Origin of the sequence: Rubrobacter taiwanensis (genome assembly GCF_004337705.1) — a bacterium.
GTDB lineage: Bacteria > Actinomycetota > Rubrobacteria > Rubrobacterales > Rubrobacteraceae > Rubrobacter_C > Rubrobacter_C taiwanensis.
This window is the reverse complement of the sequence record NZ_SKBU01000019.1, coordinates 12,284-27,446: the sequence shown is the minus strand read 5'-3', so window position 1 is coordinate 27,446 and position 15,163 is coordinate 12,284. Positions and strand designations below refer to the sequence as shown.

14 protein-coding genes are annotated in these 15,163 nt (G+C 69.0%); 12 read left to right on the top strand and 2 right to left on the bottom strand.

The window, feature by feature from the left end; all coding sequences use genetic code 11:
• The first annotated feature begins 73 nt into the window (after positions 1 to 73).
• From E0L93_RS11100 to E0L93_RS11070, 7 genes are read left to right on the top strand one after another with little or no spacing between them, the layout of a single operon-like run.
• Positions 74 to 1,378, top strand: a complete 1,305-nt coding sequence (locus tag E0L93_RS11100; RefSeq protein WP_165874312.1) for a thymidine phosphorylase — start codon at positions 74 to 76, stop codon at positions 1,376 to 1,378.
• On the top strand, positions 1,375 to 2,091 hold the full coding sequence (locus E0L93_RS11095; RefSeq protein ID WP_132691896.1) for a DeoD-type purine-nucleoside phosphorylase: 717 nt from the start codon (positions 1,375 to 1,377) through the stop codon (positions 2,089 to 2,091). The genes E0L93_RS11100 and E0L93_RS11095 overlap by 4 nt, the downstream gene beginning before the upstream one ends.
• 38 nt (positions 2,092 to 2,129) lie before the next feature.
• On the top strand, positions 2,130 to 3,416 hold the full coding sequence (locus E0L93_RS11090) for a nitrogenase component 1 (protein WP_132691894.1): 1,287 nt from the start codon (positions 2,130 to 2,132) through the stop codon (positions 3,414 to 3,416).
• Complete coding sequence (locus E0L93_RS11085; protein ID WP_132691892.1) at positions 3,413 to 4,858, top strand: nitrogenase component 1; 1,446 nt, start codon at positions 3,413 to 3,415, stop codon at positions 4,856 to 4,858. Before E0L93_RS11090 ends, E0L93_RS11085 begins: the two co-directional genes overlap by 4 nt.
• A 34-nt stretch (positions 4,859 to 4,892) precedes the next feature.
• Positions 4,893 to 5,159 carry a hypothetical protein gene (locus tag E0L93_RS11080; RefSeq protein ID WP_132691890.1) on the top strand — a complete coding sequence of 89 codons (267 nt, stop codon included), beginning with the start codon at positions 4,893 to 4,895 and terminating at the stop codon, positions 5,157 to 5,159.
• A 45-nt stretch (positions 5,160 to 5,204) separates the two neighbouring features.
• On the top strand, positions 5,205 to 5,993 hold the full coding sequence (locus tag E0L93_RS11075) for a MerR family transcriptional regulator (RefSeq protein ID WP_132691888.1): 789 nt from the start codon (positions 5,205 to 5,207) through the stop codon (positions 5,991 to 5,993).
• Positions 5,990 to 6,841 carry a hypothetical protein gene (locus E0L93_RS11070; protein WP_132691886.1) on the top strand — a complete coding sequence of 284 codons (852 nt, stop codon included), beginning with the start codon at positions 5,990 to 5,992 and terminating at the stop codon, positions 6,839 to 6,841. Before E0L93_RS11075 ends, E0L93_RS11070 begins: the two co-directional genes overlap by 4 nt.
• Before the next feature lie 299 nt (positions 6,842 to 7,140).
• On the opposite strand, the gene E0L93_RS11065 is transcribed toward E0L93_RS11070, so the two are convergent.
• A complete protein-coding gene (locus E0L93_RS11065) occupies positions 7,141 to 7,488 on the bottom strand; it encodes a hypothetical protein (protein WP_132691884.1) in 348 nt (115 codons plus the stop codon).
• Between the two features lie 43 nt (positions 7,489 to 7,531).
• Here E0L93_RS11065 and E0L93_RS11060 point away from each other — a divergent pair, with 43 nt between their 5' ends.
• From E0L93_RS11060 to E0L93_RS11050, 3 genes are read left to right on the top strand one after another with little or no spacing between them, the layout of a single operon-like run.
• A complete protein-coding gene (locus tag E0L93_RS11060; RefSeq protein ID WP_132691882.1) occupies positions 7,532 to 7,921 on the top strand; it encodes an ArsR/SmtB family transcription factor in 390 nt (129 codons plus the stop codon).
• Positions 7,922 to 7,948: 27 nt separating this feature from the next.
• The gene (locus E0L93_RS11055) at positions 7,949 to 9,046 is read left to right on the top strand and encodes a S1C family serine protease (protein WP_132691880.1); all 1,098 of its coding nucleotides are present in this window, start codon (positions 7,949 to 7,951) and stop codon (positions 9,044 to 9,046) included.
• Positions 9,046 to 9,264, top strand: coding sequence for a hypothetical protein (locus E0L93_RS11050; protein ID WP_132691878.1), 219 nt, complete (start codon positions 9,046 to 9,048; stop codon positions 9,262 to 9,264). Before E0L93_RS11055 ends, E0L93_RS11050 begins: the two co-directional genes overlap by 1 nt.
• A gap of 1 nt (position 9,265) precedes the next feature.
• On the opposite strand, the gene E0L93_RS11045 is transcribed toward E0L93_RS11050, so the two are convergent.
• On the bottom strand, positions 9,266 to 12,010 hold the full coding sequence (locus tag E0L93_RS11045; RefSeq protein ID WP_132691876.1) for a bifunctional acetate--CoA ligase family protein/GNAT family N-acetyltransferase: 2,745 nt from the start codon (positions 12,008 to 12,010) through the stop codon (positions 9,266 to 9,268).
• Between the two features lie 168 nt (positions 12,011 to 12,178).
• Here E0L93_RS11045 and E0L93_RS11040 point away from each other — a divergent pair, with 168 nt between their 5' ends.
• Both E0L93_RS11040 and E0L93_RS11035 read left to right on the top strand, forming a co-directional pair.
• Entirely contained in the window at positions 12,179 to 14,245 is a 2,067-nt protein-coding gene (locus E0L93_RS11040) for a heavy metal translocating P-type ATPase (RefSeq protein WP_165874311.1), read from the top strand.
• Positions 14,242 to 15,156, top strand: coding sequence for a cation diffusion facilitator family transporter (locus E0L93_RS11035; RefSeq protein WP_132691872.1), 915 nt, complete (start codon positions 14,242 to 14,244; stop codon positions 15,154 to 15,156). The genes E0L93_RS11040 and E0L93_RS11035 overlap by 4 nt, the downstream gene beginning before the upstream one ends.
• Positions 15,157 to 15,163: the final 7 nt, after the last annotated feature.

The following is a 15,163-nucleotide window of genomic DNA, read 5'->3' as shown; positions in this document are numbered from 1 at the left end:
GCCGCGGTGCCTTGAGCGCGGGGTGCGGGTAAGATGGAGTCCGCTGCAGTCGGGTGCCCGGGAGGAGAAGGTTTTGTCGTATGTCGAGGCGGCGCTGGAGGCGATAGAGGAGAAGAAGCGGGGGGGCAGGCTCCCGGAGGGCCTGATCCGGACGGTCGTCGAGGGCTACACCGCGGGGGAGATCCCGGATTACCAGATGTCCGCGCTCCTGATGGCGATCTTCATCCGCGGCATGGACTACGGGGAGACGCTGGCGCTCACACGAGCTATGGCGGAGTCGGGCGAGCGCTACTCCTTCCCGGAATGCGTGGACAAGCACTCCACGGGCGGGATAGGAGACAAGATCTCGCTCACCTCCCTCCCGGTGGTGGCGGCCTGCGGCGCACCGGTCGCCAAGCTCTCGGGGCGGGGGCTCGGCTACACCGGCGGCACGGTAGACAAGCTGGAGGCCATCCCCGGCTTCACGTGCGCGCTGGACAGGGAGCGCTTCGAGCGGCAGGTGAGAGAGATCGGGCTGGCCATCGTGGAAGCCGGCGAGCTAGCTCCGGCGGACAGGGCCATCTACGCCCTCAGAGACGCGACCGGCACGGTGGACTCCTTGCCGCTAATAGGCTCCTCCATCGTCTCCAAGAAGGCGGCGACCGGAGCCGGGCACCTGCTCTACGACGTCAAGTGCGGCTCCGGCGCGTTCATGCACACGCTGGAGGAGGCGCGGGGACTCGCGGACCTGCTGGTACGCCTGAGCACCTCGCTCGGCATTCGCGCCGCGGCGCTCATCACGGAGATGGACCAGCCGCTGGGGAGCGCCATCGGCAACTCGCTGGAGGTCAGAGAGGCGCTGAGATTCCTCAGGGGCGAGAGGGTCGCAGGCGATCTGGACGCTCTGGCGCGCGAGATAGCCGTCCGGCTCCTGCAGCTCAAGGGCGTGGAGGAGCCGGAGCGTCAGGTTGAGGAGGCCATCTCCTCCGGCGCGGCATACGAGAAGTTCCGGGAGTTCGTCCGCGCTCAGAGCGGGGACGACCGGGCGCTGGAGCACCTGGAGGTCTCGGACGAGATTACCGAGGTGTGCGCCCCGGCCGGCGGCTATCTGAGGCGTGCCGAGGCGATAAAGCTCGGCCGGGCGGCGCTCGCGCTGGGGGCGGGCCGGGAGAAGAAGGGGGATGAGGTGGACCCGGCGGTCGGGCTGGAGGTCTGCGCCAAGGTCGGGGACCGGGTGGAGGCGGGGCAGACCCTCGCGCTCATCTACGGTGCGCGCAACCTGCGGCGCGCGGCCGAGCTCGCGGAGGACGCCTTCGAGATCGCGCCGGAACCCGTAGAGCCCATCCCTGCTATTCTGGGGAGCGTCTGGGAGGCAGCAGGTAGAGAGGGGGAGCGTTGAGCCCGATACACATCAGAGCCGAGCCCGGAGACTTCGCCGAGAGCGTGCTGATGCCGGGGGACCCCCGGCGCGCCCGGTACATAGCCGAGACCTTCTTCGAGCGGCCCAGGCTGGTGAACGAGGAGCGCGGGATGCTGGGCTACACCGGGGAGTTCGAGGGCCGGCCCGTCTCGGTGCAGGCCACCGGCATGGGGTGTCCGAGCGCCTCCATCGTCACCGAGGAGCTCATCATGCTGGGGGCGAAGAACCTGCTCCGGGTGGGGACCTGCGGCGGCTACCACCCGGAGATGCAGCTCGGGGATCTGGTGATCGCGACCGCCGCCACGCCGCAGGACGGCACGGTACTCAGGCTCACGGAGGGTCTTCCCTACGCTCCGGCGGCGCACTTCGAGGTGGTGCACGCGGCCTACCACGCGGCGGAAGCGGCCGGGCGCAAGACCTTCTTGGGTCCGGTGGTCAGCTCGGACCTCTTCTACGACACGCTGCAGGAAGCCCAGAAGCGCTGGAGCTCTCTGGGCGTGCTGGCGGTGGAGATGGAGGCGGCCGCCATCTTCACGCTGGCGGCGATGCGGGGCGTACGGGCCGGATGCCTGCTCACGGTCTCGGATACGCTGCACACCGGGGAGCCGGTGCGCATCTCGGACGAGGACATGAAGCGAGCCGTGGACAACATGATGGAACTCGCGCTGAAGACGCTGACTGCTCTGAGCTAAAATCCAAATCGGGAGCCCGGGGCCGGGAGGCGGGGACCTTGACGATCCTCAACGAAGCGGGGACGCCGGACACAGTCTCTCCCCTGTACTGCATAGGACATCTGGGAGAGGCGCTGCCGCACGCTCTCTTCGTGGTCGTCGGCACCCGGGCGGAGGCCTTCGCCGCCCGGACGCTCCTCTCCACATTCGGCCCGGACTGCGCCCGCACCGCGTACGTGGTCCTGGATCCGGAGCCGCCGGAGCGGGGGGCTCTGGCGGCCGAGGTCGGCCGGGCCGCCCGGCGTTACCGGGAGTGCGAACTCTGCATCCTGGTTGTGGGCCGTACCGCCCGCCTGCTCGGGATAGACCTGAGCGGCGAGGCCGGCCTCATCGAACGGCGTCTTCACCTCGCAGTTCACGCGCTGGAGCTCCCGTCCGGCGGCTTTACGACGAGCCTGGAGGACTCCGCACTCGCGGCCCTGCTGCGTCGCGCCCCCGCAGATGCCCCCGGCCGGGAAGAGGGTCCGCCGAAGGAACGGGGCGGCTTTCTGAGCGGCCTTCTGGGGCGGCGTCCGGAGGACTCCCGCACCCCGGGCCTGAGGCCGGTGGTGCTCGCCGGCCGGGCATCTCCGGACTGCCGCCGGAGGCTGGCCGGCGAGCTGGAGCAGGCCGGGCTCGAGGTCGCCGGCTTCATCCCCAGCCCCCCGCCGGAGGAGATGCCCCCGGTGGGCCCGGAGACGGTTGTCGCCCCGCTGCAGCCCTACCTGACCGAGACGCTCCGGGCCGCGCAGGAGCGCGGAGCCGGGGTAGTGCACACCCTCGCGCCCGTCGGGGTGGACGGAACGGCGCGCTTCATCCGGGACGTGGCGCGGGCGGCCGGACGCGAGATCAACGAGCTGGCCCGCGCCCGGGAGGCGCTTGCGGAGGTGGAGGGCTTGCGCAACCGGCTGCGGGGTCTGCGCGTCTTCCTCACCGGGGACACGGGGCTGGAGATTCCGCTCGCCCGCACGCTGGCCGGAGCGGGAGCCGTGATTCTGGAGGTCGGGACCCCGCGCATCGCGCGGCCGGCGCTCGTCCCCGAGCTCCAGACGCTGGGAGTGGAGATAGACATCGTGGAGGCTCCGGAGTGGACCCGCCAGATCGAGCGCGTGGAGGAGAGCCGGCCGGATCTGGTCATCGCCGGTCCCGGGCTCTACGCCCCGCTGACCGCCCGGGGCCACCTCTGCCGGCTCTCGCTGGACTTCCTGAGCGGGGATATCTACGGCTACGCCGGCGCGCGCCGGCTGCTGGAGCTCTTCATCACCCCGCTGGACCGGGCGTCCAAGCTGGACGCTCTGGAGCTATGAGGGTTCTGCGCGGCGTCTACGAGGGGCCGGGCAGCCACGGCATCCTGCGAGTGGCCGCGAGCATGCGGGGTGTGCGGGCCGTGTTCCGGGCGCTCCCCTCGGAGTGGCACTTCCCGGCCCTGCTCGGGGGCTACGCCCGCTCCGGCACGGCGGCTCCCGTCACCCTGAGCCCGGTCATCCCGCCGTTCGAGAGCTCCCGAGCCCCGGGCGACTTCGCCGGGGACCTCTCGGCGGCGGTCCGCCGTCACGCTCCGGATGCCGTGCTGGTGGCCCGCTCGGATACGGCGCTCATCTCCGGCGAGGAGCCGCCGGAGATGAGCTTCCCTCCCGACCGGCGTACGGGCAGGAGCCCGAAGCTGATCCGGAGCGACTGGGAATCTCCGGAGGTCGGGGAGGTGGAGGCCGCGAACCTGGCGCTACTGGAGCTGGTACAAGCCTTCGCCAACCGGCCCCGCTCCCGCACGAAGGAGCCCTCCGTCAACCTCTTCGGCGCGCCCGTGCTGGAGCCTCTGGCCGCCGCGGAGCTGGCCGAGATGGAGCGCCTGCTGGGCCTGATCGGGGTCGAGATCAATGCCGTCGTGCCGCTCGGAGCGGGTGCGGAAGATCTGGCGCGCCTGCCGCGGGCCTGGGCCAGCGTCGTCCTTCACCGCGAGTTCGGGGAGGCGGCCAGCCTGTACCTGCAGGACGAGTTTAAGATCCCGCGCGTCGCGGCGCCGATCCTGGGGGCGGTGGGGACGGGAGCTGCTCTGCGATCCATCGGGGAGCTGTGCTCGCTGGACGCCTCGGACGTCAACCGGGTCATCTGGGGCGAGCTCGCCAACACGGCCAGACTTCCCTGGTATGCTCGCATAACCCCGCCGGAGGTTCTGGAAGGCCGCCGGGTGGCCGTATTCGGAGATCTCACCTATGCGCTGGGGCTGGGCTACACCTGCGCGCGCGAGCTCGGGATGGAGGTGATCTGGAGCGGGACCTACCTGCTCCACATGGAGCGGGACTTCATGTGGCGGGCCGAGGCGTTCACGGACGAGGCGTTCGCAACCGACGATCCGGACGAGGTGGCGGCCCGTGCGGAGAGCTCGCGGCCGGACCTCCTGATCGGGACGGCTCTTGAGGCCCCCGTAGCCGACTCTTTGGGCATCCCCTTCCTGGAGCTCTGCCCGCCGCGCTCGCACCATCCCCTCTCCCCCGCCCCACTCATGGGCTACGCCGGCACCGGTGCGATCGCGGACGCCCTCGATGCGGCGCTGCGCCGGCATCGCAGCGAACCGCCCCCCGCCGGAGACAATCTCCCCTGGAACGAGGACGCTCTGGAGGAGCTGCGGCGCATCCCGCCGTTCCTGCGCGGCCGGGCGCGGCGTCTGGCCGAAGAGCACGCCCGGCGGGCAGGAGCCTCCGCCGTGACGCGCGAGATCCTGCAAGAGTCAAGGACCCGAGGCCGCTGAAAGGTGAAAGCTCCCCGCTATAATGTGCGGTGCTTTGGGTATCAGGGACTTCATCCGGAATCTGGAGAAGCACCGGGAGAAGGTGCAGCAAAGCGGTGCCCTGCCGGAGGAGGAGCGGCGAGAGATCCTGAGAGAAGCCGAGATGATGGTCGGCATGGCCGACCATGCCATAAAGTCCCTCGAATCGGCCCTGAACAACCGGCATCTCAACCTGAACGAGGAACACGCCGTCCGCTTCGCCCAGGACGTCTTTGCCTATCTGCGCGACCAGGAAGAGGATATAAAGGCAAAGCTCCGCTGAGCGCTTGACCTTGCCGCAAGGTCAGAGTTTAGACTCATCTTCGAGATGAGCAGGCGGTTGAAGATCGGGGATGCGGCGAAGCTCGCGGGCCTGACGCCGAAGGCGGTGCGTCACTACGAGGCGCTGGGGCTTCTCACGCCGGAGCGTTCGGAGTCTGGCTACCGGTTGTACGGTGCGGACGAGCTTCTGCGGCTGCACCGCATCAAACGCCTACGGGAGCTGGGTCTCTCGCTGGAGCAGGTGCGGGAAGTGCTCGCGGCCCCGGACGGCGGCCAGACCCTGCGCCGGGCGCTCGAGGCCCTGCACGCCGGGGTGCTGGAGGAGATCCGGCATCTGCAAGATCGGAGAGCCCTGCTAGAAGCGCTGCTCGCCCGCGAAGACCTAGAAGCGCCGGACACCTCTCCCACAATGCGGATACTGGAGCGGCATCTGGGAGAGCATCTCCACGACGAGGTCAGCCCGGAGCTGCTGGAGCGGGAGCGGCGGCTGTGGGCAACGCTCGACGCCTTCCGGTGGCCCGCGGAGTACGGCGAAGCCATAGAGAGCATGGCCCGCTACTTCGCGCAGCATCCGGAAGAGTACCGGCGTGAGCTGGCCATCGCCGGACGCGTGGCGGACATCGCCGATCTCCCGGAGGACGCACCGGAAGTGGAGGCGCTCGCGCGCGAGTGCGCCCGGCGGTACAGAGCGCTATCCGAGGAGGAGATGACCGGTGGCGCGGAGGGTGTCGGCGGCGCGGAAGGGGAGGTGCTGGTAGAGATTATCGCCTCGCAGCTCGCTCCGGCCCAGCGGCGGTTCGTCGAGCTGCTCCGGAAGTACCTGGAGGAAGAGTGAAGCGCCACGCCCTGAAGTTGTCTCTTCCGGGAATCATCCTGGCGGAGGCCGCGCTGGTGTGGTCCGGGGTGCTGGATCTGCGGGACGCGATCCTTATCGTCGTGGCGCTGGAGGCCGCGCTACTGTTCGCCGTAGCCGGAGAGCTTGCGCTGGCCTTTCGCGGCTACCGCCGGGCGCGCTCGGCAGGGATGGACGGCCGGCGGGCGGTGGAGGAGGCGCTCGCCGCAGTACTGCCGCGCAAGCTCGCCCGGCTGGCGGTGCTGGAGCTGCGGCTGATGTTTTGCCTCTTCCGCTGGCCCTTCCAGCACAGAAAACCGGAGGAGTTCACCTACCACAGAAGCTCTATGATGTGGGTGCTGGCCGTGATGGCGCTGCTCGTCGCGCCGGTGGAGCTGCTCGCCGTACATCTCCTCATCCCCTGGGACTGGTTGAAGATAGCGCACCTGGTTCTGGGGGTGTACGCGATCTTCTGGCTTCTGGCCTTCCCGGCCTCGCTCGCCACCCTCCCCCACCGCCTGGAGCCGGCCGGGCTCAGGCTCCGCTACGGAGTCTTCGCCGAAGGCTTCATCCCCTACGCGGAGATCTCAAGCGTGGAACTCGCCCGTAGAACCGCCCTAAAGTCCGGTGACGGCCTGCAGACGCAAAACGGCTCGGCATGCCTGGCGATCAACTGCAAAACGGACGTGACACTGCGCCTGAACGAGCCACACCGGTTGCAGGGCTTCCTGCGCCGCACGGAAGAAGTGGAAGAGATCCACGCCGCAGTGGACGATCCGGAGAGCTTCGTTAGGGAGCTGCGGGAGAGGTTATCGGCCGTAACTGACTCACGCGTCGCAGGCGTGCGGTAGGCGTGTTCACTTCCCGGCCCGCAATCCCCAGACCAGCAACGCCGCCAGCCCCAGTGCCGCCACGAGCGCCGAGGAGAGCAGGATGACAGACCACACCAGCAGCCCGGCGAGCAGGAAGCCTCCCGCTGCGCTGCCGAGCAGGAAACCCGCTGCTCCGAGCGAGGCTCAGGCCCCGTAACCGCCCCGGAACGAGCGTGCTCTCCCCCACCGCACCCAAAATACCGCCCGAACACCCAGACCCCCGAGAACCCTCGCAGGACAACTCTAATACAATGTATTGTAATTGTAAATTCTATTATTTATCTTAATATACGTTTTGTAAGAGTGGCTGAGGTTGGGGAGAGTTCGTAGCCGTCCAGGTAGTGGTCCAGGAGCCGAGGGAGGTCGCGCATCCGGCGTTCGGAGAGTTCTGCGTGGGAGATGCAGACGTACAGGGAGCCCGCCTCCTCTTCGGCCGTGATCTCCAGCTCTCCGCCCTCGCCGGAGAGGAGGATGTCGGTGAGGACGGCTTCGGCGGCGACGGCGAGGTCGTGCAGGTCGTTGCCGCGCAGCCCGGCCACGGCCGCCCGCCAGGCGATGTAGTGGCGGGCCCGGCCGACGCGGGCCAGCTCCGCCGGGACCATCAGCCTGTCCCGCTCTTCCCGCATACACTAAGGATACCCGCCACCGCGGGTATATAATGGCAGTGTCATGCACGAGACGGAGAGAACGATCAGCCGAGCGGCCTGTGAGGAGACCGGGATACACCCCGAGCAGGTGGAGGCCGCGCTCGACTCCATGCCCTCGATGGATGAGGTGTACGGCGCCAGCGAGCTCTTGAAGGCGGTCGGTGACCCGACCCGGATGCGCATCCTCTCGGCGCTGATGGGACGCGAGCTGTGCGTCTGCGACATCCAGGCGGTACTGGGGATGAGCCAGTCGGCGGTCTCGCACCAGCTCCGGGTGCTGCGGGCCAGAGATCTGGTCAAGTACCGGCGGGAGGGAAAGATGGCCTACTACTCGCTGGCCGACCAGCACGTAGTGAACCTGCTGCGGATGTCCCTGGAGCACGTCCGGCACTCGCGGCAGGCCCGAGTCTGACAGGAACGCCGCAGGAGGTGTAAGAGCTTGAAGCTTGCAAGGCTGGTTTCCCTGCTGGCGGTCGTGGTCTTGTTCCTCGGCGGCTGCGAGCTTTTGACCGCGCAAGATCCTGCGCAGGAGCGGGCGGCCAACGTGGTGCAGAGCGCCCCTCCGCCGGCCGCCGAGGTTCCGGAGGACGAGCCGGTAGCCCGGGTAGCTTCGCAGGTAGGACCGTCGGTGGTGCAGGTGAACGTTGAGGCCATCCAGCTCACGCCGTTCGGACCCCAGAGCCGGGAAGGGCTGGGGAGCGGCGTGATCTACCGCGAGGACGGCTACATTATCACGAACGCACACGTGGTGGGGGACGCCGGCGCCGTAAACGTGGCCTTCGCGGACGGTAGCACCGAGCGCGGCGAGGTGGTGGGCACCGACCCGTTCACCGATCTGGCCGTGGTGCGGGTGGACCGCAACGGCTTGCCCGCCGCAGCGTTCGCCGACAGCGGCGAGGTGGTCGTCGGCCAGCTCGCGGTCGCGATCGGCAGCCCGTCGGGATTCCAGTCCACGGTCACCTCCGGGGTGGTCAGCGGGCTGAACCGCGAGATCCCGGCCGAATTCACCCAGGGCGTCCAGTCTCCGGCGTTGGTGGACTTGATCCAGACCGACGCCGCCATCTCTCCCGGCAGCTCCGGCGGGGCGCTGGCCAACCGGGAGGGGGAGGTAATCGGGATCAACGTGGCTTACCTGCCTCAGACCCGCTCCGGAGCACCCGTGGAGGGCATCGGGTTCGCCATCCCCTCCACCACGGCCGCCTCGGTCGCCGATCAGATAATCGAGACCGGCGAGGCCGTACACCCCTTCCTGGGGATCGCCCCGGTGGACCTGACGCCGGAGATAGCTGAGCGGTTCGGCATCCCGGCTGACTCCGGCGTGATAGTGGCCGAGGTGGTCCCGGACAGCCCGGCCGACGAGGCCGGACTCCGGCGCGAAGACGTTATCACCGCTGTGGACGGAACCCGCATCGAGGGCTCCGGTGATCTCTTCGCCGTCCTGCGCGAGTACCGCCCCGGAGACACGGTGCAGCTCACCGTAGTCCGGGACGGGTCGGAGCAGACGGTAGAGCTTACGCTGGCCGAGCGCACGAGCTGATGACCGGACGCCGCATAAAGGAGCTGGCCGCCATCCTCACCATAGGGGACGGCGTGATCGCCATCCTCTCCCCGCGCGGTCATGCGCTGCTCTGGAGGCTCGGGCCCGCCCGGGCACCCGCGGACTGGTTCGCCGCCCGCCCTAACCTGCTGCGCCTCATCGGCGCGGTCCAGATCGCCTGGGGCGTCTGGCTCGCCCTGCAGCAGCACAAAGGGTAAGCTACGCCCCCACGGGGGCGCGCAGGTCTATCTCGGCCTTCACGAGCTGCTCCTCGGGATCGTGGCGCAGCTTGAAGCCGAGCTTCTTGCAGATGCGCTGCATGGCGCGATTCTGGGGCAGGATGTCCGCGATTACGCGCCGCAGCCCCTCTCTACGCCCGACCTCCAGCAGCCGGCTCAGAAGCCCGGTGCCGAGCCCCTGGCCCTGGTAGGGGTCGCTGACGATGAGGGCGAACTCCGCCTCGGGAATGCCGTGCAGCTTGCTGAGGCGCCCGACGCCCAGTATCTCGCGCTCGCCCGTCTCCGGGTTCCGGCGTTCGGCGACCAGCGCCATCTCCCGGTCGTAGTCCACGAAGCAGATGCGCGTCAGCCGCTCGTGCGCGGTGCGCTGGCTGAGCCGCATGGCGCGGAAGTAGCGCATGTAGACGCTCTCCTCGGAGAGGGTCTCATGGAACTTCACGATGAGCGGCTCGTCCTCCGGGCGGATGGGCCGGATGGTAACGGGAGTCCCGTCCTTCATCTCCGTCCGCTCCACGTACTGCTCCGGATACGGCCGGATGGCGGGCCGCGGCAGCTCGCCTTCTTCGGTGTCTGCGTCGTGCAGCAGCACCCGGGCGTCCAGCGCGATCAGGCGCTCGGAGGAGGCCAGCAGCGGGTTTATGTCTATCTCCCGGATCCAGGGCTGCTCCACCACGAGTTGCGAGAAGCGCACCAGGAGCCGTTCCAGCGCCCCGAGGTCTACCGGGTCGCGGCCGCGCACACCCTGGAGCGCCCGGTAGATGCGGGTGCGCTCCATCAGCCGGCGCGCCAGGGTGGTGTTGAGCGGCGGCAGCCCGAGCTCGTAGTCCTCCATGACCTCCACGAGCGAGCCGCCGCTGCCGAAGAGCAGCACCGGCCCGAACTGCGGGTCTATGTTGCTGCCGACTATGAGCTCGTACCCATCCAGCGGAACCATCGGCTGCACCGTGACGCCCTGGAAGTCTTCGGCGCTCACGCCGCCCCGGATCTCGCGGAAGGCCCGCCGGACGGCGTCCCCGTCCTTCAGATCCAGCTTCACACCGCCCACATCCGTCTTGTGGGTGATGGTCTCGGAGTTGAGCTTGAGCACGACCGGGTACCCGATCTCCCCCGCGGCCTCTACCGCCTCGTCCTCGCCCTCCGCTACCCGGGTCTCGACGGTCGGTATGCCGTAGGCGGCGAGAAGCTGTTTGGACTCGGCCTCGGTGAGCAGCGTGCGGCCCTTCCCGCGCACCCTCTCTATGATCTCCCCCGCCGCGCGCTCGCGATCGGACTCCCCGGGTTCGTCCGCCAGAACCGGCGTCTCGTAGAGGCTGCGCAGGTTGGAGCTGTAGCGCCACATGTAGTTGAAGATCCGCGCTGCGGTGTCCGGGTAGGCGAAGGTCGGAATGCCAGCGCGGTTGAGGATCTCACGCCCGGCCGCTATCTCCGCCCCGCCCATCCAGCTGGCCAAAATGGGCTCCCGCCCCCGCGCCTGCGACCGGAGATGCTCGGCGGTCCGGGTGGAGTCGGTCATCGCCTGCGGGGTCAGGATCACGAGCGCCCCGTCACTCCCGGGATCTTTGCGCGCGATCTCCACCGCCTTCGTGTACCGCTCGGGGTCGGCATCGCCGAGTACGTCCACCGGGTTGCCGCGGCTCCAGGCCTCCGGCAGAAGCGCGTCCAGCTCGCCCATGGTCTCGCCGGAGAGCCGCGCCAGCTCTCCTCCACCGTCGATGAGCGCGTCGGTCGCGAGTACGCCGGGACCGCCGGCATTGGTGATGATGGTGAGGCGCGGCCCCTGCGGACGGGGCTGCTTGGAGAGCGCCTCCGCCATGTAGAAGAGGTCGGATATGCTGTCCACGCGCAGTACCCCGCTGCGGCGGAAGGCGGCATCCAGCACCCGGTCGCTGCCGGTGAGCGCCCCGGTGTGCGAGGCGGCGGCCTTAGCGGCGGCCTCGGTCCGCCCCGCCTTGATAACGATGATCGGCTTGGAGAGCGCAACCTCGCGGGCGGCGGAGAGGAAGCTCCTGACATCCCCCACACTCTCCATGTAGAGCACGATGCTTTTCGTGCGCGGGTCGTCGCCGAGGTAGTAGATGAGATCCCCCCAGCCCACATCCAGCATCGAACCGATGGAGACGAAGTACGAAAATCCCACGTTCTCCTGCAGGCTCCAGTCGAGGATGGAGGTCAGAAGCGCCCCGCTCTGGCTGATGAACCCCACGCTGCCGGGCAGCGCCATGGCCTGCGCGAAGGTGGCGTTGAACCCGGTATGCGGACGCATTACGCCCAGACAGTTCGGCCCAATGAGACGCATCCCGCCCCGGCGTGCCTCCTCTAACACCCGCTCTTCGAGCTCGGCGCCCTCAGAACCGGTCTCCCGAAACCCGGCAGAGATCACTATCGCGCCCTTCACCCCAGCATCCACACACTGCCGGACCACCCCCGGCACGGTAGGCGCAGGCGTGGCGATCACGGCCAGATCCACCGGCTCAGGCACCTCCCCAACGGCCGGATAGGCCCGGATGCCCATCACGCTCTTGCGCCTCGGATTAACCGGATAGACGACCCCGCCGAAAGAACCCTCGATCAGATTCCGCACCAGCGTGTTCCCGACGCTGCCGGGAGCGTCGCTCGCCCCGATAACGGCCACAGTGCCCGGACCAAAGATCACGTCCAGCGAATGCTTCTCATAGCGGAGTATGTCGTGCGCAGGATCCGTCCCAGGCGTGGGATATGGCTTCATAACTCAAACTCTCCTAAGAACTCGCCGCAGCTACTCTCCCATGAACCTATTCTACGCAGGCTTCCTACCCCAAAACCGCAACCCGTTCACACCCCTTGTACCCCAACACCGAAAATGGTTTAATCCTCACAGATATATGAACAATTGCTCATGGATAGGCGAGGTACTGTGCGCAGGACGAGGCTGAGAGTGGAGGGCATGGACTGTCCCTCGTGCGCGGCGAAGATAGAGTCGCGGGTCGGCCGGATACCGGGGGTGAGCGAGGTCCGGGTGAGCGTGGCGGGTGGGACGCTCGCCGTGTGGCACGACCCCGAGCTTGCGCCGGGCGGGGAGATTGCGCGGGCGGTGGGGGCTCTGGGCTACCGGGCGGAGGAATCTCTGGAGGAGCGGCCGCGCCGGGCGGGGGTTGCTTCGCTGCGGCTGGCGGGTGTTCTGCTGGCTCTCGGCTTCGGGTTTGGGTTCGCCGGGGCTCCGGGGTGGGTCGGGGACGGGGCGTTTGCGGCGGCGCTGGTGTTGGCGGGGCTCCCGATCTTCCGGCGGGCGTGGTTGGCGGTGCGGAACCGGTTCGCGCTGGACATGAACGTGTTGATGAGTCTGGCGGCGGTGGGGGCTGCCGGTCTTGGGGAGTGGGCTGAAGGTGCGCTCGTGGTCTTTCTGTTCGCGGTGGGCAACGCGCTGGAGGAGCGCGCGGCGGGAAGGGCGCGGCGTTCGATCCGGGAGCTGATGCGGCTCTCTCCGGAGCGTGCCTGTGTGTTGCGGGGTGGCGGAGAGGAGGAGGTTCCGGCCGGGGAGCTGCGCCTCGGGGACGTGATCGTGGTACGGCCGGGCGAGAGGATAGCGGCCGACGGCGTGGTGGTGGGGGGAGTCTCGGCCGTGGACCAGTCCCCCATCACCGGGGAGAGTGCTCCGGTTATCCGGCGGGAGGGAGATGAGGTCTTCGCCGGGACGATCAACGCCGAGGGCGCGCTGGAGGTGCGGGTTACCCGCCGGGCCGGGGAGACGACCATCAGCCGCATCGTGCGGATGGTCGAGGAGGCGCAGGAGCGCCGCGCCCCCGCTCAGCGGTTCGTGGACAGGTTTGCCCGGTATTACACCCCGCTCGTTGCGGCGGGGGCGGCGCTCGTCTTCCTGGTTCCGTCGTTCTTCTTCGGCGGGGCGTGGGACGAGTGGTTCTACCGGGCGCTGGTACTGCTTGTGATCGCCTGCCCGTGCGCGCTGGTCATCTCGACCCCGGTGAGCATCATCTCGTCGCTGACCGCTGCCACGCGCGAGGGTGCGCTCATCAAGGGCGGAGCCTTTCTGGAGGCATTCTCCGGGTTGCGGGCCGTGGCGCTGGACAAGACCGGCACGCTCACCGCCGGCCGGCCGGCGGTCACGGAGGTCGTACCGCTGAACGGCGCATCAGAGGAGCAAGCTCTGGAGCTCGCGGCGGCGCTGGAGGACCGGAGCCAGCACCCCGTCGGGCGCGCCATAGCCGAGCACGCCCGGCGGCAGGGGATCGTTCCGGAACCCGCCGCTTCGTTCACCTCCCTGACCGGACTAGGGGTGAAGGGAGTGGTCGGGGGCCGGGAGCTGCTGGCCGGGAGCCCGGAGCTGTTCGCCATTCCGCTGCCGCCCGAGGTGGAGCGGCTGCGCGAGCGGGGGGATACGGTCGTGCTGCTCGGGGACGGCAGAGAGCTCATCGCGGCGTTCGGCGTGGCGGACGCCGGGAGGGAGGGCGCAGCAGAGAGCGTGGCGGCGCTGCGGAGATCCGGGGTGGAGGAGATCGTGATGCTGACCGGGGACGGCGAGCGTGTGGCGCGCCGGGTAGCGGAGGGGCTCGGGATCGGCTACCGGGCCGGACTGCTGCCGGAGGAGAAGCTCGCCGAGCTGCGGCGGCTGCGGGAGCGGCACGGGCCGGTCGCGATGGTCGGGGACGGGATCAACGACGCTCCGGCGCTCGCCGAGGCAGACATCGGGGTGGCGATGGGGGCCGCCGGGACGGATGTAGCGCTGGAGAGCGCCGATGTCGCGCTCATGAGGGACGACCTCTCGCAGCTGGCGCGGCTCGTGGAGCGCTCGCGCCGTACGATGCGCGTGATCTGGCAGAACGTGGTCTTCTCCATCGGCGTGAAGGCGGTCTTTCTGGTGCTGGGCGCGATGGGTATGGCCGACCTGTGGATGGCCATCTTCGCCGACACGGGCGCGATGCTGCTCGTGATCGCCAACGGCCTCCGGCTGTTGAGGCGCTCATGAGCGGCACTCACTCCCACGCGCACGATCCGGCGAGGAACCGGCGGGCACTGACCGCGGTGCTGGCCATGACCGCCACGTTCATGGTCGTGGAGGCCGTCGGCGGGCTCCTCACCGGCAGCCTCGCGCTGCTGGCCGACGCCGGGCACATGCTCTCCGACAACGTAGCGCTCGCGCTCGCCCTCTTCGCCTTCTGGCTCTCCGGCCGCCCTGCCACCCCGAACCGGAGCTTCGGGTACAAGCGGGCCGAGATCCTGGCGGCCCTCTTCAACGGCGCGACGCTGGTGGCGATCTCGGTCTGGATCTTCGTCGAAGCCTACCGGAGGCTGCTCGATCCGCCGGAGGTTCTGGGCGGCTGGATGCTCCTGATCGCCTTCGCGGGACTCTGCGTGAACGCGGCGGGGGCGGCGATCCTCCTCCGCTCCGGTAGCAAGAGCCTCAACCTGCAGGGAGCGCTCCGGCACGTGCTCGCCGACGCGCTCGGCTCCGCCGGGGTCATAGCCGCCGCGCTCGTTATAGTGCTCACCGGCTGGCGCTACGCCGACCCCCTGATCAGCGCCGGGATCGGGCTGCTCATCGTCTTCAGCTCCTGGAAGCTCCTGCGCGACTCGGTCAACATCCTGCTCGAAGCCGCTCCGCCCGGCATGGACGCCGCGGAGGTCGGTCGGCGCATGGCGGAGCAGCCCGGCGTCCGCGAGGTGCACGACCTGCACATCTGGACCATAACCTCAGGCTTTCCGGCCCTCGCGGCCCATGTCCTCGTCGAGCAAGACGAAGACTGCCACGCCCGCCGCCGCGACCTGGAGGCTCTCCTGGCCCGGGAGTACGGTATCGAGCACACCACGCTCCAGGTGGACCATGCCGGAGACCACGGCCCGCACGGGGTACGCTTCCTCCCCAGAGATCCGGAATAGGAGGGAG